The 24,704-nt window shown below is 30.6% G+C and carries 23 protein-coding genes; 18 read left to right on the plus strand and 5 right to left on the minus strand.

The annotated features are described in order from the left end of the window. The first annotated feature begins 7 nt into the window (after window positions 1-7). From KPL54_RS07020 to KPL54_RS07065, 11 genes are all read left to right on the plus strand, one after another. Window positions 8-442 carry a HipA N-terminal domain-containing protein gene (locus KPL54_RS07020; protein ID WP_216105896.1) on the plus strand — a complete coding sequence of 145 codons (435 nt, stop codon included), beginning with the start codon at window positions 8-10 and terminating at the stop codon, window positions 440-442. 137 nt (window positions 443-579) lie between these two features. Beyond that, entirely contained in the window at window positions 580-1,647 is a 1,068-nt protein-coding gene (locus tag KPL54_RS07025) for a mannose-1-phosphate guanylyltransferase (protein ID WP_216105897.1), read from the plus strand. A 384-nt stretch (window positions 1,648-2,031) separates the two neighbouring features. Beyond that, entirely contained in the window at window positions 2,032-2,481 is a 450-nt protein-coding gene (locus KPL54_RS07030; RefSeq protein ID WP_216105898.1) for a helix-turn-helix transcriptional regulator, read from the plus strand. Window positions 2,482-2,546: 65 nt separating this feature from the next. Continuing rightward, on the plus strand, window positions 2,547-2,756 hold the full coding sequence (locus tag KPL54_RS07035) for a hypothetical protein (protein WP_216105899.1): 210 nt from the start codon (window positions 2,547-2,549) through the stop codon (window positions 2,754-2,756). A gap of 33 nt (window positions 2,757-2,789) precedes the next feature. Continuing rightward, window positions 2,790-3,212 carry an OB-fold putative lipoprotein gene (locus tag KPL54_RS07040; protein WP_216105900.1) on the plus strand — a complete coding sequence of 141 codons (423 nt, stop codon included), beginning with the start codon at window positions 2,790-2,792 and terminating at the stop codon, window positions 3,210-3,212. A gap of 249 nt (window positions 3,213-3,461) precedes the next feature. After that, on the plus strand, window positions 3,462-3,584 hold the full coding sequence (locus KPL54_RS26000) for a DUF6054 family protein (RefSeq protein ID WP_253203376.1): 123 nt from the start codon (window positions 3,462-3,464) through the stop codon (window positions 3,582-3,584). A 66-nt stretch (window positions 3,585-3,650) separates the two neighbouring features. Then, window positions 3,651-4,376, plus strand: coding sequence for a YfjL-like protein (locus tag KPL54_RS07045; RefSeq protein ID WP_216105901.1), 726 nt, complete (start codon window positions 3,651-3,653; stop codon window positions 4,374-4,376). Between the two features lie 513 nt (window positions 4,377-4,889). Continuing rightward, on the plus strand, window positions 4,890-5,072 hold the full coding sequence (locus KPL54_RS07050; protein WP_171297762.1) for a hypothetical protein: 183 nt from the start codon (window positions 4,890-4,892) through the stop codon (window positions 5,070-5,072). Between the two features lie 282 nt (window positions 5,073-5,354). Next, complete coding sequence (locus KPL54_RS07055) at window positions 5,355-7,307, plus strand: serine hydrolase domain-containing protein (RefSeq protein WP_216105902.1); 1,953 nt, start codon at window positions 5,355-5,357, stop codon at window positions 7,305-7,307. Between the two features lie 74 nt (window positions 7,308-7,381). Continuing rightward, window positions 7,382-8,080 carry a response regulator transcription factor gene (locus KPL54_RS07060; protein ID WP_216105903.1) on the plus strand — a complete coding sequence of 233 codons (699 nt, stop codon included), beginning with the start codon at window positions 7,382-7,384 and terminating at the stop codon, window positions 8,078-8,080. Next, window positions 8,067-9,161: a HAMP domain-containing sensor histidine kinase gene (locus KPL54_RS07065; RefSeq protein WP_253203377.1), complete on the plus strand. Its 1,095-nt coding sequence runs from the start codon at window positions 8,067-8,069 to the stop codon at window positions 9,159-9,161. The genes KPL54_RS07060 and KPL54_RS07065 overlap by 14 nt, the downstream gene beginning before the upstream one ends. A gap of 5 nt (window positions 9,162-9,166) precedes the next feature. Here the strand turns inward: KPL54_RS07065 and KPL54_RS07070 are convergent, their stop codons facing one another. Beyond that, window positions 9,167-11,005, minus strand: a complete 1,839-nt coding sequence (locus KPL54_RS07070; protein ID WP_216105904.1) for a PAS domain-containing sensor histidine kinase — start codon at window positions 11,003-11,005, stop codon at window positions 9,167-9,169. Between the two features lie 293 nt (window positions 11,006-11,298). On the opposite strand from KPL54_RS07070, the gene KPL54_RS07075 reads away from it, so the two are divergent. From KPL54_RS07075 to KPL54_RS07095, 5 genes are all read left to right on the plus strand, one after another. Next, entirely contained in the window at window positions 11,299-12,312 is a 1,014-nt protein-coding gene (locus KPL54_RS07075) for a hypothetical protein (RefSeq protein ID WP_216105905.1), read from the plus strand. Between the two features lie 345 nt (window positions 12,313-12,657). After that, window positions 12,658-13,974 carry a 2-isopropylmalate synthase gene (locus tag KPL54_RS07080; protein WP_216106032.1) on the plus strand — a complete coding sequence of 439 codons (1,317 nt, stop codon included), beginning with the start codon at window positions 12,658-12,660 and terminating at the stop codon, window positions 13,972-13,974. Window positions 13,975-14,026: 52 nt separating this feature from the next. Next, window positions 14,027-15,961, plus strand: coding sequence for an aconitate hydratase (locus KPL54_RS07085; RefSeq protein WP_216105906.1), 1,935 nt, complete (start codon window positions 14,027-14,029; stop codon window positions 15,959-15,961). A gap of 4 nt (window positions 15,962-15,965) precedes the next feature. Continuing rightward, window positions 15,966-16,979: an isocitrate/isopropylmalate dehydrogenase family protein gene (locus tag KPL54_RS07090; protein WP_216105907.1), complete on the plus strand. Its 1,014-nt coding sequence runs from the start codon at window positions 15,966-15,968 to the stop codon at window positions 16,977-16,979. Window positions 16,980-17,192: 213 nt separating this feature from the next. Beyond that, window positions 17,193-17,873: a pseudouridine synthase gene (locus tag KPL54_RS07095; protein WP_216105908.1), complete on the plus strand. Its 681-nt coding sequence runs from the start codon at window positions 17,193-17,195 to the stop codon at window positions 17,871-17,873. Window positions 17,874-17,929: 56 nt separating this feature from the next. Here the strand turns inward: KPL54_RS07095 and KPL54_RS07100 are convergent, their stop codons facing one another. After that, window positions 17,930-18,250 (minus strand): DUF1540 domain-containing protein, encoded by a 321-nt coding sequence (locus KPL54_RS07100; RefSeq protein WP_216105909.1) that lies wholly within the window; start codon window positions 18,248-18,250, stop codon window positions 17,930-17,932. A gap of 623 nt (window positions 18,251-18,873) precedes the next feature. Between KPL54_RS07100 and KPL54_RS07105 the strand changes: the two genes are divergently transcribed. Next, window positions 18,874-19,326, plus strand: a complete 453-nt coding sequence (locus KPL54_RS07105) for a hypothetical protein (RefSeq protein WP_224616830.1) — start codon at window positions 18,874-18,876, stop codon at window positions 19,324-19,326. A gap of 42 nt (window positions 19,327-19,368) precedes the next feature. Here KPL54_RS07105 and KPL54_RS07110 read toward each other — a convergent pair whose 3' ends face one another. Further along, the gene (locus KPL54_RS07110) at window positions 19,369-20,148 is read right to left on the minus strand and encodes a 3'-5' exonuclease (protein WP_216105910.1); all 780 of its coding nucleotides are present in this window, start codon (window positions 20,146-20,148) and stop codon (window positions 19,369-19,371) included. 229 nt (window positions 20,149-20,377) lie between these two features. Between KPL54_RS07110 and KPL54_RS07115 the strand changes: the two genes are divergently transcribed. Further along, a complete protein-coding gene (locus KPL54_RS07115) occupies window positions 20,378-22,546 on the plus strand; it encodes a DNA topoisomerase III (protein WP_216105911.1) in 2,169 nt (722 codons plus the stop codon). Between the two features lie 329 nt (window positions 22,547-22,875). On the opposite strand, the gene KPL54_RS07120 is transcribed toward KPL54_RS07115, so the two are convergent. Together KPL54_RS07120 and KPL54_RS07125 are read right to left on the minus strand one after the other, a co-directional pair. Further along, on the minus strand, window positions 22,876-23,907 hold the full coding sequence (locus KPL54_RS07120; protein WP_216105912.1) for an epoxyqueuosine reductase: 1,032 nt from the start codon (window positions 23,905-23,907) through the stop codon (window positions 22,876-22,878). Between the two features lie 101 nt (window positions 23,908-24,008). After that, window positions 24,009-24,446, minus strand: coding sequence for a MarR family winged helix-turn-helix transcriptional regulator (locus KPL54_RS07125; protein WP_216105913.1), 438 nt, complete (start codon window positions 24,444-24,446; stop codon window positions 24,009-24,011). Window positions 24,447-24,704 lie beyond the last annotated feature (258 nt).

Raw genomic sequence — 24,704 nt, forward strand, 5'->3', positions numbered from 1 at the left:
GAGAGGAATGGCTTGCAAAGTGGATAGCATAATATATATGATGTGGAAAAACAAAGAAGGTCAATCATTTAAAGTAGGGGACTTAAGTAAAAAAACTGGAAAGTATTATTTTAAATATGACATTAATGGTCTGGAAAATGCTAAAGAGTATGGATTTTGTCCATTGCCGTATTTCCCTAAAGTAGATGCAAAGTATTTTAGAGAAGAATTATTTAGAACATTTTCTAAGTATATACCAGGTCATGGTAAAAAGGATAAAACATCTATTTTAAAAGAATATGGTCTTGAAAGGTATGATGACTTCGAATTGTTAAAAAAAATCGGAGACAAAATGCTAAACGACAACATTGAATTTATTTCGCCTTTTGGTGAAGAAAAAACTGTTTTGGATGGTGAATACAACATTCAGGAGGAAGAACATAGTGCTTTGGATGAAAAATAAGTAAAAGCTTTAAAAGCGTGTAAAATGAAAATATACTTTTTATTTTACATGCTTTTATTTTTTTGACATAAAAATTGTTCTCACAACATAGACATATAATTCATAAAATAAAATGAGTAATAATTTGGGGTGGTATTTTGTTATACGTACTAATCTTAGCAGGTGGAAAAGGAACAAGACTTTACCCTCTATCTCGTGCCCAAAACCCAAAGCAGTTTTTAAATATTATTGATAATAAGAGCTTTTTAAGAAGCACTGTGGATAGAATAAAATGTTTGGTTAGAAATGAAAATATCTATGTAGTTACTAATGAAGAGTACTTTGATAAAATTTGTGAGGAACTTCCAGAGATTAAAAAAGAAAATATATTTGTAGAACCAAGTAATAAAGAGACCGCTACGTGTATTGGTCTATCTGCCGCAAAACTATTAAAACTAGACAAGGAAGCAACCATGATAGTGCTACCCTCAGATCACTATATAGAAAATGAAAGGAAGTTTAAAGAAACAGTATTACAAGGAGTTGAAATTGCAAATAAAAAAAGAGGTCTAGTAACCATAGGGGTACAGCCCACAAGAGCAGAGACTGGGTACGGTTATATAGAAATGGGCGACAGGGTAAATGCAGATATGCCTACATTTAGGGTAGAGCGATTTTTAGAAAAACCTAATTCAGAAGTAGCAAAAGATTTGCTCATAAAAGGTAATTTTCTTTGGAATAGTGGTATGTTCGTATGGAGAGCAGATGTGTATTTACGTGAAATGGAAAAGTATTTACCTAAGATGTATAAAAGATTAATGACAATATATCAATCTTTAGAGACTGATGAAGAAAGTAATGTAATAAAAGAACAATATAATGATATAGATGGGATATCAGTTGATTTTGGCATAATGCAGAAAACCAGAAAGGCATTTGTTATAAAATGTGATTTTGTATGGGATGATATAGGGACGTTTGCAGCACTTTCAAGATTCCTAAGCAATTTACGTGGTAACAATGTTTTGGGTAATACATTTATGGAAGAGAGTGAAAACTGCTCAGTATTTGGTAAAGATAGATTGATAATTGGTTTTGGTATAAAGGACCTTATAATTGTTGATGCAGGAGATGTAATACTCGTAATGGACAAAAATAAGGATCAGGAGATTAAGCATTTAGTTAATGAACTTAAAGAGAGTAAAGAAACGGAGAAATATATATAAAACATTTTAATAAGATCCACTTGGGTGTTTTGACCTAGGTGGATCTTTTTAAGGTAGATATAAATGATTGTTGAGAAAAGGTAAGAGAAATAATTGAAGAGGTAAAAGTATTTAGAGGTAAATTTGAAAATATAAAATCTGCAAGAATTGAATTAGCGAGAGGTGTTTAATAATTAATAGAGAATTGACTTCACTTGATTTAGTTGTTATCTATCCTTTTATATATAGAAGATTTAAATTTAAACCTAATTGTTTAATTTAGTATATTTAAGAAGGTAGTTGATAATATGCCCTTATAGTGTATAATTACACTATAAGGGCATATTCTTACTGGACATATAAAATACAGTCAATATTAAAAACTAATTGAAAGGTGATGCATTTATGACAAGGATTGAATTTATAAAAAAAGTAGATGAGAAAGTAAAGCTTATAAGAACTGAAAAAGGATATACACAAGATAAAATGGCAGAAATACTCGGAATTTCTAAAAAAACACTAGTGCAAGCGGAAAAAGAAAGAAGTAGTTTAGGTTGGGCAGTTGCGATTGCAGTATGTGTTATTTTTAGAGATAGCGAGATATTGGAATTAACTTTTGGAGGAGATGTTGAAGACATTATTCATTCATTATCATTTCCAAATAACGATAAAAAATACATTCCAACACTTGGTGGGAGAATATGGTGGAAAAATATAGACACTAAAAATGGTTTCACAGTTCAACAAAATATGATATCAAAGCATTACAGAATTTTGGATAACAATCATAGAAGAATATGTTTTTCTTTTGAACTTGAATATATAAATAAAAGGCTTAAGGAGATTACCGACTAATATTAATAAGACTACTAAATTATTTAATTGAATTTTATAAATATAAAAGATTGAAGGAGTAAAAGATGAAAAAGCAAAGTTTATTTAAAAAAGCAATTTATACTTCGTTTGTATTAGTAGCGTTAATAGCAATAACTACTTCTTATACTTTAGTATCTAATCATATGAAATTAAAAAATGAAGAGAATAGTGGTTATAACAAAGAATATAATGATGCGCAATGGGCTAAAGCAAGAATAAAACCTGTAGTACCAGATAAAATCAAGGGTAATTAGACTAATAATAAACAATTATAGGAGGGCTATTAAATGAGTAAAGTTAATAATTTCTTTATGAAATACAAGACACTTGTTTTTACTTTAGTAATTGTAATATTAGCTGGCGTCGGTTGTACAAAGGCTGATGATAAGGATATTACACCAATTAAAATATCAGTAGCTGATTTAGCAAAAGCTTACAAAGAAAATAAGGGAAAGGCAGATAAAGATTATGAAAACAAAACTGTTGAAATAGTTGGGACATTTGAGTATGGAGCGACGGAATTTTCACAAAGCTATATTATACTTTCGTCAGAAAAAGCAGTGCCAAATGTTCGAATAGTTCTAAAAGAAAGGTCGGAAATTGTTAAAATAGTTAACTTTAAAAAAGGGGATACGGTTACTGCGCAAGGGGTTTTTACTGGGAAATTAAAATCAAAGAATGTTATTGTTACTAATTGCATATTAAAATAGCTAAAAACCTCAGAGTTCTAAGTAATATTTTAAGATAGGTATAAAGAACGCATGTCGGTATGTCAACTTACATTAAATGTCTAAGCAAAGTTTATTTAAGAGGGAGCAAAAATGGAAAACAAAAAAATCTTAATAACTATTAAGAATGAACTAATATTAGGGAGGATGTAGCATGGCAAAGTATGAATAGACCATTAGTGGATGAAAGCAACTACACTTATGGAGACACCAATATAGCAGTTAGGGTATATGAAATATTTTATGAGAAACGGCAATAGAGCAAGTTTAAACCTTACTGTAGTAGGTAAAGGTAGTGAAATTTTATTTCTGCAATCGGTGCTGGTGGAGGGAATGGATAGTAAACTATTTTAATATATTGAAGCACTTTATAATATGGTATATTTGTATTGAGGTTAAAAGGACGTATGGGGGGTATTTATGATGGATAAGGATTCAGAGTACAACAATATTATAACAATTATATTAGTTATTATATCTGCATTTGTAGTAATATTTGGTTATTCAATTTTCAATGGAATACCTTTTGGAAAATATATTGCTAAAGCAAAAATAGAAAATTATGTGAAGCAAGTGTATAACATAACGGATGTCTCAATGCCAAAATATAATATTGAAAATTCCGACTATTACGCAATAATACAAAAAAATAGTAACTTTGAGATAACATACAATCTTAGAAATAATACGATTAATGATGAGAGAGTACAAAATGCATATAGTAAACAGCTTGTAAAGGAATACGATAAACTTAAAAAGTCATACAATGTAAAAATCAGATTGCCATTTACAGTTGAAATTTATACTACAATTATAGCAAATGGGAATTATTCACGTAATTTTTTAAAAATCCCATGCTATCAAAAGATGGATTTTATGGAACTTGCAAATTACCAGAAGATTTCATCTGCTAATAGCATTAAAATACCTGCTGTAATAACCAAAGATGTATTGAATAAGTTAAGTAACGTATTTAAAATTACATCAACTCAAGTTAGGTATACAGATTTAAATGGGGTTTATGAGATTAATGTAACTGGCAAGGATAAACTTACTGTAGATGAAATGCAAAAACATACAACTAAGATGGCTAGAACAAGTGAGAGTGAGAGGGATAGAAAATTAATACATGAGTTGAATAAGTAGAATAAAAATAATTTCGATATTGGAACGAACTTTAGTAATCGTAAGAGGTGATGGGAGAAGGCATATATATGCAAACCATAATTCTAAATACGCACAGCAGGTAACAACAAAGTTTAACTTCTATATTGAGTTCCAGCTCAAATAATTTGGTGCTAAACTGAGATAACTATACAGCTTTTTCGAAGTTGAATTATTATAGACAATTTGATATAACATCTCATACATAAATATATGTATTTTATGGGATTGAAAGGGAAATATTATGGGGCATGTAAAGCCTGAAAACATCAAAGCAAAAAGAGATATATTCTACTATTTATAAAAAATTATAATGAAAGGGGAGTACTTGCTTTTAACAGAAAAAAATTAAAATCACTTGTTGAACAAGCTTAAATTAAACTTAAACATGAGGCCTCACTAATAATGTTCATATTCGAGTTTGGCGATTAATTGAACATTAAATGTCAATAAGGTATAATGAAATATGTAATATAGTGGTGAGGAGTGGAAAAAATGACAGATAAACAAAAATTAATAATTTTATTAGATGATTTTGAATTAGGATATACCGATGAAGATAATAACATTGTACTTAAGGAAGGCAATGAAAATGTAATAGGTCGAGGTGGTTACGGGGCTACATTTATATTTGAAAAAGACAATTCTTTTGATGCATTAAAGATTCATAAAGAATAAATAAGGTTATGACTAAAACATTACTTATCTAGTGTAGCTTAGTTATTATACTATTATCAATTAGAAGCTGAAAGGCTTCTTTTTTGTTTCGTATATTTTTAATAACACTACAGAATTTTAACAATAGAACAAAGATTGCTAAGGATACTACTACAATATCATTGATTAATATGGTGTTATGTTTATATATATAAACTTTAATTTTTCGTAAGAAAAAAGTTAAAACTAAAAATTTATTTTGATATAAAATCTAACTATAGAATAATTAGGGAGTTGGAATTTATGAAGATGAAAGTAGAAAGATTTATGGTGATATTATTAAGTACTATATTGATAAGCTCAGGGTTGCATAGTAATAGTTTTGGAAAGGAAATAGGTAAGAGACAGGAAGCCAATAAGAAAGATATAGAGGTGAATAATAGCAAGGATTTACAAAAATTCTCAGATGATTTTTTTGAGAAGAATATGAAGAAATATTCAGTTCCAGGAGTGGCTATATCTGTTGTTAAGGATGGCAAAGAAGTATTTAAAAAGGGGTATGGATACAGTAATATAGAAGGAAAAGTATTAGTAAATCCAGATAAAACTGTTTTCCCGGCAGCATCGATAAGCAAATTATTTACTGCAACTGCTATAATGCAACTATATGAAGATGGGAAATTAGATTTAAATAAAAATATTGATAATTATATAAATCCTTATAAGGTTATTAATAATTATAAGGAGCCGGTAACTTGTAGTAATTTATTAACTCATTCTAGCGGAGTTGATGAAGCCAGTGAACTTAACGGTAGTACGAGAGATGAAAAGTTAATAAAACCACAGGAATATTATATGGATACACATATTCCAAAGGTAGTAAGAGAGCCTAACATTGTTAGCAGGTATTGTAACGAGGGGTATAACCTTCTAGGATATATTGTAGAAAAAGTATCTGGTATTACTTATGAAAAATATGTAAAGAAAAATATATTAGAAACTTTAAAAATGGATAGTAGCGTAACTCGGTTAAAGAATAGTAATACAGCTAAGGGCTATGAACTTATAAAGGGAACTTATAATGAAATACCATTAGCTTATCAATATACATCAGGCTCTTCAGGAATTAATGTAACAGTTAAAGATATGGAAAACTTTATGATAGCCCACTTAAATAATGGACAATTTAAAGAAAACAGAATTTTAAAGGAAGAAACATCAATAAAAATGAAAGATAAGCAATTTTCTAATAGTGATTTTCTACCTGGAATGGGTTATGGGTTTATAAGGAGTAACAGAAATGGGCAGGAAATAATAAAGCATGAAGGTGCATTGCCAGGATATACGAGCACATTATTTTTAATTCCAAAGGAGAAATTAGGAATATACGTGGCAACTAACTCTTTAAATCCACTGCCTTTTAACTTTGAAGAAGAATTTTTTAATTATTTTTACCCTATTACCAATAATACATTTAATAAAATAAAAAAAAATAAAACTAAAGATTTTAGTAAATATGAAGGCATATATAGAAACTATGATGGAATATCAAAAAGTAACATTATGAAAATCGGGTTCTTATTTGATTCTTCTATGGATATGAGAATTACAGATAATAAGGACGGTACATTAACTCTTAAGGAATATACTCTTGCTAAGGAGGAAATTACCACAACTATTATTGAAAAGAAAGATGGAGTATTTGCAAGGAAAGATGGACGAGGAGATTTTGCATTTAAGATAAATGACAATGGTAAAGTAACCTATGCATTTAATGATGTAAGCCATAATTCCTTTGAAAAGATAAGCTTTTTCCAAACAAGAACTTTTAATATAACTATATTTATTATAGCCATGGTTGTATTCATTATAAATATAATTGGGACAATGGTTTTGTTTATAAAGAGGAAGTTTAAACAAATAGGTCGCAAAAGTTGTAGGAGTATTAAATTAATTAGGACAGTAAACTTAATCATTGGGGTGCTTAATATAGTTGGAATGGTGGGAGCAACTATAATAGCAATGGTTATGGTTAGTATTAATGATTTTAAATTTGCATATTTACTTTACATTTTTTTAGGAACTCTAATAGCATCAACGGTTTTAAGTATTTGCGGATTATTTATTCTAATATATAACTGGGTTAAAAAAATAGGAGGAAAATTAGAAAAAAAATATTTTACTTTCTTAACAATAGTTAATTTTATCTTTATATGGTTTATATACTACTTTAACTTTTTAGGATTTAAGATATAGTCAGGGATATTAATTATTTGAGAATATGATATAATTTTATCAAAAATAGTTATTTAATGGGAGAGGTAAAGGGTATGTTTAACATATTGATTGTGGATGATGAAGTAGAAATAATTGAACTTATGGAAGTATACCTACTAAATGATGGGTATAAAGTATTTAAAGCTACAAACGGTATAGATGCACTTAATATAATTAATAAGGAAAAGATTCATCTTGTAATTTTAGACATAATGATGCCAGAAATAGATGGATTACAGGTTTGTATAAAGATTAGAAAAGAGTATAATATTCCAATTATAATGGTTAGTGCAAAGGGACAAGACATAGATAAAATACAGGGATTATCTACAGGGGCAGATGATTATATGGTAAAACCATTTAACACAATGGAACTCCTTGCTAGAGTGAAAGCTCAAATAAGAAGGTATGTATATTTTAATGGAAATCACAAATTATTTGATAATGAAAATATTATTGAAATAAAAGGGATTAGTATAAATAAAAGGAATCATAAAGTTAATTTATTTGGTGAAGAGTTAAAATTAACTCCAACAGAATACGAGATATTGTTACTACTAGCGAGTAATGCGGGCAAAATATTTAATGCAGAGGAGATATTTAAAGAGATTTGGAAGGAAAAATATTTAGAAGGCAATAACACTGTCATGGTTCATATATGGAGATTAAGAGAGAAATTAGAGGATAATCCGAAGGAACCTAAAATTGTAGAAACAGTCTGGGGAGTTGGATATAAAATTGAAGAACAGTAGCATTAAATACAATATACTTATAAATTTTTTTATAGCTATAGTAATGTCTATAATATTAACACTAGTAGGCGTTTTTTTAGTAATTATGTGGTTACATATTTTCTGCCGAGGACTCTATATGAAATTTATTAGTGCTTATAATACAAATAGTTTAGTTATGATAGGGTTTATTATAGGGATTTTTGTAGTTTTTATAGTGCTAATGTGCTTAATATTTATTAAAAGAATGAATAAAATTACTAATTATATAGAAGAAATATCACATAATTTAAATATAATATCTAATGGTAATATGGATATAAATATACCTATTATAACAAAAAATGAACTAGGGAATTTAGCTTCAAATGTTAATAAAATGGCATGTAGTATAAAAGAACTTATGAAGAAAGAAAGAGTGTGGGAAAAGCAGAAGAATAACTTGATAACAAATTTATCTCATGATTTAAGGACTCCACTTACATCTGTTATTGGATTTTTAGAGTTAATTGAAAAGGGTAATTATAAAAATAATGATGAGTTACATCATTATTGTGAAGTTTCATTAAGTAAAGCAAAGGAATTAAAGAGTTCTGTAGAACAACTTTTTGAGTTTACAAGGATAAGTAATGGAGATATAAATTTAAATAAATCCAATATATACCTGCAACAATTGATAGAACAAGCTACCATTGGATTTATACCATCTTTTGAACAAGCTGGTATGGAATATAAAATATCTTCAAAAGATGTAGGATTAACAATAAATGGAGATGCTATTTTGCTAGTTAGAGCCTTTGAAAATATAATATCTAATGCAATTAAGTATGGTAGTGAGGGGAAATATCTAGATGTAAATATAGAAAAGGAAAATAATATGGTTGTAGTTAGATTTGTAAATTATGGCGATATAATAGAAGAAGAAAATTTTAAGAATTTGTTTCAAAGATTATATAGGGTAGAAAAACATTGTAATAAAAAAGAAGGAACTGGACTTGGGCTCGCAATTGTAAAGACAATAGTAGAATTACATAATGGCAATATAGAGGTTGCAAGCTCTAAGGAAAGAACAGAATTTAAAATAAAACTACCATTTAATTAACAGTTTCAATCGTATATGTCTGAAAACTCTATCTGTAGCCTCTCTCTATCACTTACTTTAGCTATATTTGCATCTAAAATAAACGGTTTATTCTCTGGTAAACCTGTCTCAGGAAGGTCTATTATAAATTCACTGCCATTACCATATTGGCTCTCAACCCTAATTGTTCCACCATGCATCTCAACAAGAGATTTTACAAGAGAAAGACCGATGCCACTCCCCTCTCTGTCTCTTGAAAGAGATTTATCTACCTGTACAAACCTTTCAAAAATAGACGATTTCATATCAGTGGGAATTCCAACACCTGTGTCCTTTACAGATACCGATATACCCCAATCTTTCTCTGCAATGCTCACAAATATGGTTCCTCCTAGCGGAGTGAATTTTATTGCATTGGAAAGAATATTTAATATTATTCTTTCAATTTTATCTGCATCACAAACCATTAGTTTATCTTCAATGTCAGTATCAAAAACAAGCTCCAAACCTTTATGTTCAGCGTAAGTTGTTACGGACATCGTTATGTCTTCAATAATAGCTACAATATTTTCATTTTTTAATCTAAGATTGAAATATCTTGCATCAATTTTGGTAATATCGATTAAATTGTTTACTAACCTTAACAATCTATAACTATTTTGCTTCATTATTTCATAATATTTCTTTACTTTTATTTTATTATCAACGGTAGGGTGATTCATTTCATCCAAATTTAGTAATTGCAATGCGCTAAGAAGTACATTTATTGGTGTCCTAAGTTCATGTGATATATTGCAAAAAAAATTATTCCGTAACTTGTCATATTCCACTGCATCATCTATCAGCTTATTTTGATCAGCAATTTTCAACTTAAGATTCTCAGAGTTTTTACGTTCTGAAATATTTCTTACTACACTAAGTATGCACCAATTGCCTTCATATTTAATAGCACCAGAATATATTTCAACATCTATAATACAGCCATCGTATTTTATAAATTTTTCTTCAATTAAAGGTGCTGATACTTTATTATCTAGTATATTTTTAAATCTTTTAAGTACAATTTGACGATATTCATTGGGGACAACATCAAATACGCTTTTACCTATAATATCTCTAAAATCATTAAGACTCAACAAGTTCTCTACAGCTTTATTTACAAATATTGCTTTATAATTTGAATTTATAATATATACTCCCTCATGAATGCTATTTAGAATGTATGAAAGTTGTTGTTTGGCTGACGTATGATCAGCAAACTGTATATTTGTGTTTGCAAGTAGCAAAGTTGATTTCCTTCTTTCACATTCCAAACGCCATTCGATTATGCTTTTTTCTATAAACATACTAAAAAAGTCTAATCCTACAAAAATGCAATCATAAGGAATATTTACATATTCTGAAAATTTATGAAGTCTTTCTAAACTATTATCACAAACTCCTGTATCTAGGAATTTAATTTTCACTTGTTCTTTATCAAAGCCTAAAATTTCAATGTTTTTTTTCCAATCTCTAAGCCAACCTGGTGTAACAAGATATGATTTTTCACTTATAAAATGAGCAATTATATCTCTATTAGTAAATAATTCAAAACAGTATTCAAGTCTATGTATTTTACACTTTTTACTATCAATAACCATCTTATTTAAGCTTGTACAGCATTTGCCACCAATAATAATTACTTTATTACAGGTTACTTGACAACTTTTAATTGCTTCTAACTGCTCATTCTGACCGACATTTCCATGGATACATGCTGGGGTAAATTCTAAAATTTCTATATTTTTAATATTATTATTCTTTATTATAAATTTAAGTTCTTCAGAAAAAAATTTACAAATAATTACGCCTAATTTTTCATTCATTATTTCACCCATTCTAAAATATATTTACTTTTTTTATTACGTTTCTTTATTATACCTTAAAAGCCATATAATGTATTGAAAATTGCTATATTTATTTTTGGCAAATATATAAAATATAAAATGAAAATGTTCACACCAACGCATGAAAGGAATTATGATTGATAAGTAATATTCATATTATAGTTACAAAATACACGAAAGTAACATGTTGTTGACACATTGTTGACATAACAGGTGCCTATAATAAAAGTATAGACATTAACAAAAAAATAAATTAGTGAGGAGCAAATAACATGAAAAGTGTAGCTTTAAGAACTAAAATAATAACTGGAATAATAACTGGAGGCATGCTTTTATCCTCTGTTAGTATAGCTTTTGCAACAGGAATTAAATCAACAAAGACTGATGTGAAGACACCTTCAAAAATTGAGGTTAAACAACATAAAACTGATGCACTAAAAGCTAGTGAGCAGGTTCAAAGGGATGATGCAAGACAAAAGAATTTAGATACTAAATTAGCAAAGCTCGTAACTGATAAAACTATAACTCAGGATCAATCAGACAAAATTAAAGCAGCTATAGGTTCCGAGGAAGCTGCAAACAAAGTAGAAAAAGAGAAGACTAAAACTATGACTCAGGCAGAACGCAAGGCATATATGGATAGCAACAAGACTACTCATATAAGTGCTTTAAAAGCTCTTGTTGATGCAGGTACTATAACGCAGGCTCAAGCTGACAAAGTAGGACCTGTTGGTGCAATAGGTGGGCCAGGTAAACACGGAAAAGATATGAAAGGTGGAGTTAAGCTAGAATCAATACTTAAATTAGGTGTTAGTTCAAATATTATTACGCAGAGCGAAAGTGATAAAGTTTTGGCATATGAAAAAACTAAAACCACAGATAATAAAATAAAAACTAATGTATATAAAGACTTAGTTGATAACAACATATTGACTCAGGCAAAGGTTGAGGCTCTAAAAGCTAATGAGAAGGCTCAAATGGATACTCAAAGGCAAGCGAAAATGGATACCAAATTAGCAAAGCTTGTAACTGATAAAACTATAACTCAGGATCAATCAGATAAAATTAAAGCAGCTATAGCTTCCAAGGAAGCTGCAAACACAGCAGAAATTGAAAAGACTAAAACTATGACTGTTGCAGAGCGCAAATCATACATGGATAGTAAAAAGGGTACTCATATAAGTGCTTTGAAAGCTCTTGTAAATGCAGGAACTATAACACAGGCTCAAGCTGATAAAGTAGGCCTTGGTGCCAACAATCATATGGCAGGTCTAAAGATTAAATAGTTAAATTTGAAAATTAAATTATAAGTAAAATGAGCATACGACGGGAAACCTGAGTATGCTCTTTTCTTTAATTACCATAAGAATTACTATTTCGATAAATGATGGGTATGCTCTATAATGTTGCAAAATATCTTTACAAAACTGTTCATAAGCTATATAATTAACATTAAATGAAATTTAGATACATATAACATTCATATATTCTAGAATTATATGCAGTGGCTAAAAATGCAAATAAGGAAGGACTAAGAAGGGGGAGAATAAGTGAATAAGTTTAAATTAACAAATAATAATGAGTCTAAGATTGCAACAAATGATTTTAAGTTAGTGAATGAAAAGCAGCCTATGTTGTTTAAAGATATATTCCCATACTCAGAAATTCCTAAGGTTGTTTTTGGAGGTCAGCAGATTCCAATTTCTATACCTGATGATATTTGGATTACGGATACTACATTCAGAGATGGTCAACAGTCTATGGATACTTATACTGAAAAGCAAATAGTTAAAATATTTGATTATTTACACAAACTTGATAATAATTCGGGTATAATTAGACAAACAGAGTTCTTTTTATATACGCAGAAAGATAGAAATGCTGCTAGGAAATGTTTAGAAAGAGGATATGAATTTCCAGAGGTAACATCATGGATAAGAGCTAATAAAGAAGATTTTAAGCTTGTTAAAGATATGGGACTTAAGGAAACGGGAATGCTTATGTCTTGTTCGGATTATCATATATTCAAAAAGCTTAATAAAACAAGGCAAGAGGCAATGGATTTATATGTTTCATTGGTAGAAGAAGCACTAGAAAATGGAATAATTCCAAGATGCCATCTTGAAGATATAACTAGAGCTGATTTCTTTGGGTTTGTTATACCGCTAGTACAAAGACTTATGGAACTATCTAAGAAATCGGGTATTAAGATAAAAATTAGGGCATGTGATACATTGGGACTTGGATTGCCATACTCTGGTACAGAATTACCAAGGAGTGTACCACAGATCATTAATGGATTAATAAAGTATGGTGGAGTGCCCTCGGAATATCTTGAATGGCATGGACATAATGATTTTTATAATGTAGTTTCTAATGCTACTACAGCATGGCTTCACGGATGCTCTGCAATAAATACCTCACTTTTTGGTATTGGTGAGAGAACGGGTAATTGTCCACTTGAAGCAATGATTGTAGAATATGGTCAAATAAGAGGAAATGTAAAAAATATGAATCTTAAGCTTATAAGTGAAATTGGACAATATTTTGAAGGTGAGTTTAAATATAGTATTCCACCTAGGACACCTTATGTGGGTAGTGAATTTAATGTTACAAGAGCGGGTATACATGCAGATGGAATATTAAAGGATGAAGAAATATACAATATTTTTGATACTGAAAAAATATTAGGTAGGCCAATTATTGTGGCAGTTAACGAACACTCGGGGCATGCAGGTATTGCAGCTTGGGTTAATACTTATTATAGATTAAAAGATTTAGATAAAATTGATAAAAAAGATGAAAGAATTAATGTTATAAAAGATTGGGTAGATAAGCAATATGAGACTGGAAGAAGCACTGTAATGAAAAGTGATGAATTAGAATTAATTACAAAAAAAATTATTCCACAATTAAGTACAAAAAAACATAACACTGAAGAATTTTGATATATGTTAAAGATTATAGTCTATATTTATATTTAAAAAATGGAGGGATATTATGGCATATACTGCTGCGCAAAAAATAATTAAAGCTCATTTGGTTAAGGGCGAAATGATTACAGATACTGAGATTGCAATTAAGATAGATCAAACCTTAACTCAAGATTCTACAGGTACAATGGCTTATCTTCAATTTGAAGCTATGGGAATTGATAAAGTTCAAACTAAAAAATCTGTTGCTTATATAGACCATAACATTTTACAAACTGGTCCTGAGAATGCAGATGATCACTTATATATACAGACTGTTGCAAAAAAACATGGCATATATTTTTCTAAACCAGGCAATGGTATTTGTCATCAAGTCCACTTAGAAAGATTTGGAGTTCCAGGAGAAACTTTACTTGGTTCAGATAGTCATACTCCAACTGGCGGCGGAATAGGAATGCTAGCTATTGGAGCAGGAGGATTAGATGTAGCTGTTGCAATGGGTGGAGGAGAATATTATATAACAATGCCTAAAATTGTAAAAGTTAATTTATCAGGAAAACTTAGCCCTTGGGTTGCAGCTAAAGATATTATACTTGAAGTATTAAGACGTTTGACAGTTAAGGGTGGAGTTAACAAAATATTTGAATATGCAGGAGATGGATTAAAAACTCTAAGCGTACCAGATAGAGCAACTATTACAAACATGGGTGCAGAGCTAGGAGCTACGACTTCAATTTTCCCTAGTGATGATATAACATATAAATTTTTAAAAGCACAACATAGAGAAAAAGATTTTGTAGAGCTGAAAGCAGATGATGAAGCTGTATATGATGAGACAGTTGAAATAGACTTAAGTAAAATAGAACCTCTTGTAGCCTGTCCTCATAGTCCAGATAAGGTAGTTCTAGTGTCATCACTAAAGGATATAAAGGTTGATCAAGTGTTAATAGGAAGTTGTACTAATTCATCTTATGTTGATATGATGAAAGTGTCAAAAATACTTTTAGGTAAAACAATACCTGAAGAGATGTCTCTTGCTATTGCGCCAGGATCAAAACAAGTTTTAAATATGTTATCTAAAAACGGTGGACTTGGAGATATGATTGACGCTGGTGCTAGAATACTCGAAAGTGCATGTGGTCCATGTATAGGAATGGGTCAGGCGCCTTCAACTGGTGCAGTGTCCCTTAGAACATTTAATAGAAACTTCAAGGGCAGATCTGGTACAACATCTGCTAATGTTTATATTGTAAGCCCAGAAGTTGCAGTTGCGTCTGCACTTAAAGGGTATATTACAGATCCTAGAGAACTTGGAGAAGCTGTTAAAGTGGATATGCCAGAAGAATTTGTTATTAATGATAATTTAATAATAAGCCCTGCGGAAGATGGAAAAGATATAATAGTTAAAAGAGGTCCAAATATAAAGCCATTCCCTAAAGCAAAAGAGTTAATAGGAAGCGTTACAGGTAAAGTTCTAACTAAATTAGGGGATAATATTACAACGGATGATATAATGCCATCTAATGCAAAATTACTTCCATTTAGATCTAATATTCCATACCTTGCAGAGTTTTGTTTAACACCTAGCGATGCAGAGTTTCCAGCAAAAGCTAAAAAATATGATGGTGGAATAATAGTTGCAGGATCAAACTATGGTCAAGGATCAAGCCGTGAACATGCAGCACTTGCACCACTTTATTTAGGAGTTAAGGTTGTTCTTACAAAATCTTTTGCAAGAATTCATAAAGCTAATTTAATTAATAATGCTATAATACCACTGGTATTTAATGACGTTAAAGATTATGAGAATATAGATATGATGGATGAATTAGTCATTGAAGATGCTGCAAATCAGATAAAAAAAGGTATAGTTATTGTAAAAAACATAACAAAAGGATCGGAGTATAAAACTCTTCCTGAAGTAACTCAGAGAGAAAAAGAGATGCTTATACACGGTGGATTAATAAATCTTATGAAAAACAAGAAAAAGGTAGGTGCCTAGAAGAATGGAACATAATATTACACTTATACCAGGAGACGGAATTGGACCAGAAGTAACCACAGCTACTGTTAAAATACTAGAAAAAAGTGGAGTTAACATTAATTGGGAAATAGTACGTATGGGCGCAGAAGTTATAGAAGAGTTTGGCACTCCTATGCCACCTTACGTTTTAGAGAGCATTAAAAAGAATAAGGTTGCACTTAAAGGACCAGTTACTACACCTGTAGGTAAGGGATTTAAAAGTGTTAATGTCACATTAAGACAGGAATTAAACCTTTATGCGAACATTAGGCCTATAAGAACGTTTGAAGGGGTTCCTTCAAGATTTGAGAATGTAGACCTAATAATAGTAAGAGAAAACAGTGAGGATTTATATGCAGGTATAGAGCATATGATTACAGAGGATATTGCTGAGAGTATAAAGATAATAAGTAAAAAAGCTAGCGATAGAATTGTAGAGTATGCTTTTAAAATAGCAAAAGAACAAAATAGAAAAGAAGTCATAGCTGTTCATAAAGCAAATATTATGAAGCTTTCTGATGGATTATTCTTAAGATGTGCAAGAAACATTGCAGGTACTCACAAAGAGATAGCCTTTGGAGATGTTATAGTTGATGCAATGAGCATGAAACTTGTTATGAATCCAGAGAAATATGATGTACTTGTAATGCCTAATTTATATGGAGATATACTCTCTGATATGGCAGCAGGACTAGTTGGTGGATTAGGACTAGTACCAGGAGCTAATATTGGTGAAGAAGGCGCAGTATTTGAACCAGCTCATGGATCAGCTCCAGATATAGCCGGGCAGAACATAGCAAACCCAACTGCTTGTATTCTATCATCAGTTATGATGCTAAGACATATAGGAGAAGCAAAGGCTGCGAATAAAATAGAACAAGCGGTAGAAGCTGTTCTTAAAGAAGGAAAACATTTAACTTGCGATTTAGGTGGGACCACTGGAACAATTGAGTTTACACAAGTTGTAATTGATAAAATGCTAGAACAAACTAATTAATAGTTGTGAATTTTAATATGTAAAAATAACTCATAAGCAGATTGCTTATGAGTTATTTGTTTGGAAAAACTATAGGGTGTTATGATGTATAATGACTATAAGAAAGTTTAAAATGTAAATATATATTTGTAAATATATATACATATATAGATAGATATATAGATAAATATAAACATATATCTACATTTTATAATGGAAGGATAAAGAGTTATTATGAGAATAAATAAACTTCTTAGTAATTATGGCATTTGTTCAAGAACCGGAGCAAATAAACTTATTGAGGAAAATAGAATAATTGTAAATGGGAAGTTTTGTACTCCCGGGCAGTGGGTAGAGGAAGAGGATAACATTCTTCTTGATAATGAGAATGTTTTAATGAGAGATAAAATTTATATTGCACTTAATAAACCGGTGGGAATTACATGTACTGCAGAAAAAACAGTAGCTAGCAATATAGTTGATTTCATGAACTATCCAGGGTACATATTTCCAGTTGGTAGATTAGATAAGTCATCCCAGGGTTTAATACTTATGACTAATGATGGTGAACTTGCAAATAATATTTTAGAATCTAAAAATGAACATGAGAAAGAATATATAGTAACTGTGAATAAGACATATGACAATAACTTCATTGAAGGTATGTCAAAAGGAGTTGAGATTTGCGGTGTTAACACAAGAATCTGCAAAGTTAGTAGAATATCGGAGAATACTTTTCGAATTATTCTAACGCAAGGATTAAATAAACAAATTCGCAGAATGAGTAAAACTTTTGGATATACTGTTATAAGACTAGAGCGTATTCGAATTGTTGATATAAAAGTTGATGGGATAGAGACAGGCAAGTGGCGTTACCTCACAGAGAAAGAGGTAATAGAGTTAAGGAATAGTTAAAAGGATACCTTAGCTGCAATACTAAGGCATCCTTATTTTTTATGAAAGTTATATAATTATTTAGTTTTAAAAGTTAAGCAGTCAGTCTCAGAGTACAGATTAACATTTTCACCATTAACTTCTATAGATTTAGCACTACATAGTTCATTAGAGTTATATATGCAAGTGCCTACATTACAAGAAACTACATCGCACCCATTACTATTAGAATGTACGATATTTGTAAGATCGCTATAGACGATACTATCTAAAAAAGTAGCACAACAAGTGTCAGAGTCTTTTCTAGCATTTTTCCCACCAACGTTTATGATATTAGCGTAACATATGTTTTCGTCATTATGGGAGCAATTTAAAACACCACAGCTAATTTTTGACATGAAATCTCCTCCTTAATATATCTACTAGGAAGTTTAACCTAAAAGGCAATAAAATATTTATAATAAAAAATATTATTTTATTTTAAAATAATATTTAATTTTTTATTGTAAATTCAGTAATTTAGTCAGTGAGTGTGTTATAATTAAAATAATGTAGTAAAATAAACATGTGTGTTATCGAGAAAAATGAGTTGTTATTAAAAAAACTAGGGAAATATTAAGATTATATATAATTTTAAATCCCTTACAAGGCATATTAAAAAAATAGGCTAGCATGCTGACTGGTTATTTTTTGATGATGCCTAAAATGAAGAAAGAGGTGTCTTATCATAAAAAACGAAAATGAAATTAAAAAAGAAACCATTAAAGTTGAAAATAAAAAAGAAACTCCTAAAGTAGAAGTTAAATTAAACAAATACCAAACTCTAGAAGATATAACATTTTTAAAAATACTTAAAAAAGATGGCACAACCATTGATTGCAAAATAGATACTGAAGATTTACAAAGAGTATTAGAAAAAGGTCGTTGGTTCGCAGAGTGGAATAAAGATTTTAATAATTTCTTAGCACAAAATCTAGGTACTTATTATATCGAAGAAAAGAAATATAGAAGAAAGCAAAGTTTGCAATCATTTATATTAGAAGTTCATCCAAAAGCACCTGTAAGACATATTAATGGAGATACTCTAGATAATAGAAAATCCAACTTAGAAGTATATGATCAAAACACAATGAATAGTTATGAAGGAATAGATGAAGAGTCTGTTGCTGTAATATTAAGAGACAGATATGGTAAAGAGAAAGCAAGAACAATAATTGATAAAGAAGATTTAAATAGAGTAATTAACAATGGTTATACATGGGTTCTATTTAAAAAAGACACAGAGCCTTATGCTGTAGCAAATACTCCAGAGGGAAAAATATATTTGAATAGATTTATAATGAGTACAACAGAAGATATGATTACTCATCCTATAAACCTTAATACATTGGATAATAGAAAAGCTAATTTAGAAAATAAAAATCCAAATATAGAAAATGTTGAAAATGCAGTAAGTGAAGAAACAGAAAACTAATAATTATAAAAAATCAGTATAGAAGATAATTCTATACTGATTTCATTTTTTTTGATTTATTTCTGGATCGATTTTAATCTGAAACTGATTTGTTTTACCCATAATATAAGCTAGTTTAATAATAGACTTTTCATCAATGCTCATTTCTCTCTTGAACATTTTCTCAAATTGATCCGTTAAACTAGGAAGGTCGATTTTGTAATTTTGGACACTTAATCTATTTAATCCTTTAACTTTAGGTATGTATATGTTAGGTTTTATTTCTTTGTTATAAATTTTCTTAAAAACTTCAGTAGTATAGAAAGCGTCATTAAAAGCATCATGGAATTGACTTTCTATAGGTACACTAAGTAGTTTAGCTGCATTACCTAGCCCAATATTAATTCCTTTTTTGCAATCAAGAGCAGTAGATGCATAGGATTGTATGTCGATGTATTCTGTAGGCGATGGCAATGGCTCTAACTCATAAAACTCTATATTACGAAATAATTCCTTTATATCGGCAATTCCCCATACGCATAATACACTTCTATCACTTTTAATAAAATTCGAAAAATCTTCATACATTTTTTCGAAAGATATGCCTTTATTAAGTTCCTCCATTGTTATGCCAGTAAGTTCCCTTACAAATGGATTGAGCGTAGTATAAATTTCTGGTTTTACTATTACATCAAGAGTTCCAATAGTCTCAAAATGATCATTTAGTTTTATGGCGCCTATTTGAATTATTTCAAAGGGACATTTAGGATTATTTAAACTTTTAGTTCCTTTTGCAAAGTTGTAGCCTTGGTTAAATTCTAAATCAAATACAATATAATTCATTCAATTACCTCTAAACTTATTTAATAGTATATATTATAGCCTTTAATAGTGGATGTTATGATATTAATTATTATATCATCTATGACAATAAAAAACACCTTGATGGTTTGGCCTTAGGTAATAAAAAATTTAACAATGTGTATAAAGTAGTTTATAATAAATAGAGTGGCTACATTTGATATTAGGAAAAACAACTAAATTATTTGAAATACGAGAGGAAGTTTTATATATGGGAAAGACATTGGTCTTGGCGGAAAAACCATCAGTTGGTAAAGAACTTGCAAAGTTTTTAAATTGTACTCAAGGTGGAAATGGATATTTAATGGGATCAAAATATATTGTAACATGGGCACTAGGACATCTTGTTACTCTAGCAGATCCAGAGGCATACGATGAAAAATATAAAAGCTGGAGAATAGAGGATCTTCCTATGCTACCAAAGGATCTAAAACTGGTAGTTATTAAGGAAACATCTAAGCAATATAAGGTTGTACACGAGCTTCTTAAAAGAGCAGATGTAGATGAACTTGTTATTGCAACGGATTCTGGGCGTGAAGGTGAGCTTGTAGCGCGTTGGATCATTCAAAAGGCAGGGTTTAGAAAACCTATAAAGAGGCTATGGATATCATCTCAAACAGAAAAAGCAATAAGAGATGGATTTAATAATCTTAAACCAGGAAAAGAGTATGAGAACTTATTTTGGGCAGCGCAATCAAGAGCGCAAGCGGATTGGCTTATTGGGCTTAATGTAACAAGGGCTTTAACTTGTAAATACAATGCTCAATTATCAGCTGGAAGAGTTCAAACACCAACCTTAGCGCTTATTGTGGAAAGAGAAAATGAAATAAAGAAATTTATTCCGAAGGATTACTGGACAGTAAATGGAAAGGTAAATGACTTTACAGTTCATTGGTCAAGTAAAAATGGAGACTCACGTACATTTGATAAGCAAAAGGCAGAGGATGTTGCAGCTAAGGTAAATAATCAAATGGGAAAAGTAGTTGAACTAAATAAATCATCTAAAAAAGAACTTCCTCCACTTGCATATGATTTAACAGAGCTTCAAAGAGATGCAAATAGAAAATTTGGATACTCTGCAAAACAAACTCTTAATTTAATGCAGAGATTATATGAAAACCATAAGATATTATCTTATCCAAGAACAGATTCAAGGCATCTTACTACAGATATAGTACCTACATTACTTGACAGGTTAAAGAGCATAGCGATAGGACCATATGAGAAATTCGCAAGAAGTATAATAAAAGGTAGGATACATACCACAAGTAGACTTGTAGATAATAGCAAGGTATCAGATCATCATGCTATAATTCCTACAGAGCAGCATGTAGATTTATCAAGCTTAAATAGAGAAGAAAAAAATATATATGACTTAGTTGTAAAAAGGTTCTTAGAAGTATTAAGTTTACCTTTCGAGTATGAGCAAACCACTCTAGTTATAAATGTTAAGGGTGAAAGCTTTTCTGCAAAAGGTAAAATAGTTAAATCAAAGGGATGGAAAGAAGTAAGTAGTTCAGGCGCTAACGAAGATAAGGATCAATCACTTCCACCAATTAATAAGGGGGAAGATGTTAAACTTACTTCAGTTAGGTCTGTTAACGAGAAGACTAAGCCACCTGCTAGATATAATGAAGCAACACTACTTACAGCTATGGAGCATCCAGGCAAGAATATAGAGGATGATAGTTTAAGGGAAGCTTTAGATAATACATCAGGACTTGGAACTCCAGCAACTCGTGCAGATGTAATTGAAAAACTTTTTAACACATTCTATATGGAGAGAAAGGGTAAAGATATTCACCCAACTTCAAAGGGAATACAGTTAATAGGGTTAGTTCCAAAGGATTTAAAATCACCAGAGCTAACAGCTAAGTGGGAGAAACAACTACAACTTATTGGTAAAGGAAAAGCTAATTCTATGAGTTTCGTAAAAGAAATGAGAGAATATGCATCAAAACTTGTAGGTAACGTTGTAGCCTCTACAGAGGCATATAAGCATGATAACGCAACAAGGGTGAAATGCCCTGACTGTGGAAAGAATCTTCTTGAGGTTAGTGGTAAGAGAGGTAAAATGCTAGTTTGCCCAGATAGAGACTGTGGATATCGTAAGGGAGTTTCACAAATGTCAAATGCTCGTTGTCCTACTTGCCATAAGAAAATGGAAATTAGAGGCGATGGAGACAATAAAATATTTGTTTGTGGCTGTGGATATAGAGAAAAACTATCAGCATTTAACAAACGTCGAGAATCAGAGAAAAGTGCTTTAAATAAAAAGGATGTTAGCAGATTCTTAAATCAACAGAATAAGAAAGACGAACCTGTCAATTCTGGAAATTCTGCAATGGCTGAGGCTTTTGCGAAACTTAATTTAAAATAATAAATCAAAGCAAAACACAAGGTATATGTTTTATACCTTGTGTTTTTTAAATTATTAAGAAAAAATGAATAGTAATGCTGCAAATGTCGTGAATTTTTTTCATCCAATAAAAAAATCCATAGTGGATTAATTCTGTGTTATGCTTTAATCGTCTAAACTAAAACACACAGGAGAATAATCACTATGGAATACCCAATATCTCTTTCATTGAGGAATGGATGAATACTCTTCATAGACGTATACTCCAATACAAAACCCCTGAAGATCTATTCGAAGCAGCTAATTCCAGAATTCATCATGTATTACAGAGGCATTGCATTGTCAATAAATTATTGTAAACAAAGTTCATTGCAAATTGAGTTCGCCATTTCACATATTTTTTCATTTTTGTTTTTACATGCATTTATAATAAGTGGCTTATAACTTTCCGTATAGTTATTACGCATATAATTTAATACATCTACTTTCCATTTCCAAAGTTCCTCTGGTGATAAATAGAAAAATTTTGGCTGAACTTTCTCACGATAAAAATCTTCCTCCATATTTAAAATATTTTCAGGAGTTAATTCAGGAGCCAATTCTGCAAGACCTGGAAATTCATCCCCCCCCTTTAACTTTCCCGCGTTCATAGGACACGCATCTTGACAAATATCGCATCCATAAATGCAGTCTCCGAAGGTTTTACTTAATGGTTCTTGATGCAGATTACGTCCGCCAAATGTTGTGAGGAAAGAAATGCAGGTATTTGGCAGCATGGTATATGGATCAGAAAGAGATTTTGTTGGACAGGATGCCATGCAACGATTGCATCCTTTTGGACACTGAGAAATATTATTTGTTTCTTTTAACTCCATTTCTCGGTCAGTGACCCAGGCTTCAAGATGAACCCATGAACCAGACTCTGTGTATAAGAAATTATTTCTGCGAATTATCCCGATTCTAGCCTGCATAGCTGCCCAACGCATTCCCACTACTCCAAATTGCTGATTGGTTCCTACCTTTAAACCAAGTTCCTGCAGGTACTTTTCTAATGCACGATTATTTTGATATTCTTTTGTATTTGTATCTACACGTACATCAAATAAATACGACTTAGCAATGTGTCCATTTACCTCTTCTGGAATTCTGTATTTTCCGTACGATGATGTAAATACTACCACAGATTTTGCCCATGGATATACCTCCAGCGGATTAACTAGGCGCTGCTGACTTTGATAAAATGGCCTGGATTCCGGAACTTTTTGCATGCGCTCCTCAAATTTTTCAGCATAACCTTCCATCAAATTAATTGGAATAATACCACATTTTTCATAGCCCAATTCGTAAGCTTTTTTTTGAATGATTTGTTCAATTGTTTCCATACCTAATTACTCCCCCTTAATTTATATTTATATAATACTCATGTTTTAATTACTATATATTTTCAAAACTATGTATTTACATACACATTTATTGTAAAAAATTAAGGCACTAATGCTTCAATCTTAGAAAGTAATGCTACAAAAGTATTTCTTTCTTCTATGCCTAAATATTGTTCAATAAAATTTTGAGCTTCTAACCAAAGTGGCGCCGCCGTTTCCAAGATTTCAAGGCCCTTATTTGTAAGCTTTAGTTGCCGATTTCGAGAACCCTTTGTTGAAATATCTATAATGAATCCTCCAACCTCTAACGGCTTGAGATTTCGTACAATGGTAGTTCTATCTAGTCTAATCTCCGAAGCCAAATTACTCACATTTACGGGGCCTAGACATTTTATATTTTTAAGTAATAAATATTGGCTTATTTTTAGACCGCTTGATTCAAGCATCTCATCATAAAATTCTGTAATTGCTTGTGAAGACCTTCGTAAATTAATACAAATACATTCTGCTGATTGTTTATCATAAATTTTTCTATTCATATTATCACCTTTTTCTAATTTTGATTATAATGTCTCATATGCTACTATTTCTTCAAACCAATTATTTTTGGAGCTACTCATACTGATGCATAAGATTTAATTATAAACAGCGGTTTAAGTCCTAATTAATCTGCCTTAGCTCTTGAGATTGTATCCTTAACATATTTATATACAAATAATTATCATGAACCTCATTCAAACTACGTGTACATACACGCTAATATTGTTTGTAGTAAGAATATCATTTTTATATAACAC

It is taken from the genome of Clostridium estertheticum, from assembly GCF_018861295.1.
Taxonomy (GTDB): Bacteria; Bacillota; Clostridia; order Clostridiales; family Clostridiaceae; genus Clostridium_AD; species Clostridium_AD estertheticum_D.